The organism is Maribacter sp., from assembly GCF_039968975.1.
Lineage (GTDB): Bacteria > Bacteroidota > Bacteroidia > Flavobacteriales > Flavobacteriaceae > Maribacter.
The window spans coordinates 1-2111 of the sequence record NZ_JBDVOT010000282.1; the positions used below are offsets into that span (position 1 = coordinate 1).

Genomic DNA, 2111 nt, shown 5'->3' on the forward strand with positions numbered 1-2111 from the left:
TCTATTGCTGCAGCGGCATTTGAAAAAGTAGATGCAACCCCTATAGAAGGTTTTGATCCTGCCAAAGTAGATGAAATCCTAGGTTTACGCGAAAAAGGATTGCGCAGTGCCGTACTATTACCATTAGGGTACAGAAATGAAAGTGAAGACTGGTTGGTGAATTTGGTAAAGGTTAGAAAACCAATGGAAGATTTGGTTACCGTTATTGAATAATCGGTCATTAATGTAAGTGAAGAAAAAAATTAAAAGAAAAAGAAAATGAACAATTTTGAATTTAAGAATCCCACTAAAATTATTTTTGGTAAGGATACTATAGCGAAATTAAGCAAAGAAATAGCTGAAGATGCAAAAGTACTAATGCTATATGGTGGTGGTAGTATCAAGAAAAATGGTATTTACGAACAAGTAATGACAGCATTGTCTGGTATTGAAGTCATAGAGTTTGGTGGTATTCCTGCCAACCCTGAATATGCTATCTTGTTAGAAGCTTTACAGTTGATCAAAGATGAAAAAATCACTTATTTATTAGCAGTTGGTGGTGGTTCTGTAATTGACGGAACTAAATTTTTATCTGCCGCTGCTGTTTATGACGGTGATACTCCATGGGATATTTTAACGAAAAGCATTAGAACAAAAAAAGGGATGCCTTTTGGTACTGTTTTAACTTTACCGGCAACCGGCTCAGAAATGAATTCCGGTTCGGTTATCACAAGAGCGGAAACCAAAGAGAAATTAGCAATGGGCGGACCAGGATTATTTCCTGAGTTTTCAATTCTAGATCCACAGGTAATAAAATCTATTCCTGAACGCCAGTTGGCAAACGGTATTACAGATGCCTTTACCCATGTGTTAGAGCAATACATGACATACCCTATAGATGCATTGTTGCAAGACAGATTCGCAGAAAGTATTTTGCAGACCTTGATAGAAGTAGCTCCAAAAGTTTTAAAAGACCCAACGGACTATAAACCAGCTGCGGATTTTATGTGGAGTTGCACCATGGCGTTGAACGGATTAATTCAAAAAGGAGTGCCGGGAGACTGGGCTGTACACATGATGGGTCATGAATTGACCGCATTGTTCGGTATAGACCATGCACGTACATTAGCTGTAATAGCACCAAGTCACTATAAGTACAATTTTGAAGCTAAAAAAGAGAAATTAGCACAGTACGGTGAACGTGTTTGGAATATTACCGAAGGTAGTGTTGATGATAAGGCATATGCTGCAATAGAAAAAACTGAAGCATTCTTTCACGAATTAGGTATTGACACCAAGTTATCTGACTACACGAAAGATTATGAAGGTACTGCGGAAGAAATTGCAAAACGCTTTACGGACCGTGGATGGAAATTAGGTGAGCGTCAAGCTTTGATGCCAGAAGACGCACAGAAAATTGTGAAAATGGCTTACTAAGAATATACTTATGAGTTTTAAAAAGGGCTGTCTTATATAAGGCAGCCCTTTTTAATTTGGTATAGCCAATTATAAAGAGCATTTGATTTTAAAATCAACAAGGCAGAATAGTGAAAAACCAATATCTTCGCGCGCATTATGTGGATGTACCTCGGACTATTAGCGGCTCTTTTCTTAGGGTTGCATAACTTATGCAAGAAACATGCTGTACAAGGCAATGATGCTTTTTCTGTACTGCTAGGTACTTTAATTGCCGGTTTCTTATTGTTTTTACCATTATTTATAGGTTCTAAATATTACCCGGAAGAATTACAGGGTATTGATTTATTTGTATCTGATATATCTTTAAAAACACATGGTTTTATATTTATAAAGGCAATGATCATGGCTTCATCATGGGTGTTGGCATATCAGGCTTTAAAACATTTACCTATTACCATTGTTACGCCTATACGATCGGCAGGACCGTTTTTTACTTTTATAGGCGCAATTCTTATTTATCAAGAAAGACCCAATTTTTGGCAATGGATTGGTTTTTTCTTAATAATATTTTCTGTTTTTCTATATTCTAGAATTGGAAAAAAAGAAGGCATTAATTTTAAAAGTAACAAATGGATATATGCCATTATTGGAGCCACATTTTTAGGGGCATCAAGTGGTTTGTATGACAAGTTTTTAATACAGAGTTTAGCACT

The 2111-nt window shown here is 36.3% G+C and carries 2 protein-coding genes and 1 pseudogene; all 3 read left to right on the forward strand.

The window, feature by feature from the left end; genetic code table 11:
- Positions 1-213 (forward strand): annotated as a pseudogene (locus ABJI11_RS18880) (NAD(P)H-dependent oxidoreductase); the annotation flags it as partial.
- Positions 214-258: 45 nt separating this feature from the next.
- Positions 259-1416: an iron-containing alcohol dehydrogenase gene (locus ABJI11_RS18885; RefSeq protein WP_348355940.1), complete on the forward strand. Its 1158-nt coding sequence runs from the start codon at positions 259-261 to the stop codon at positions 1414-1416.
- A gap of 138 nt (positions 1417-1554) precedes the next feature.
- On the forward strand, positions 1555-2111 hold a 557-nt coding region (locus ABJI11_RS18890; RefSeq protein ID WP_348355943.1), incomplete at its 3' end, for an EamA family transporter.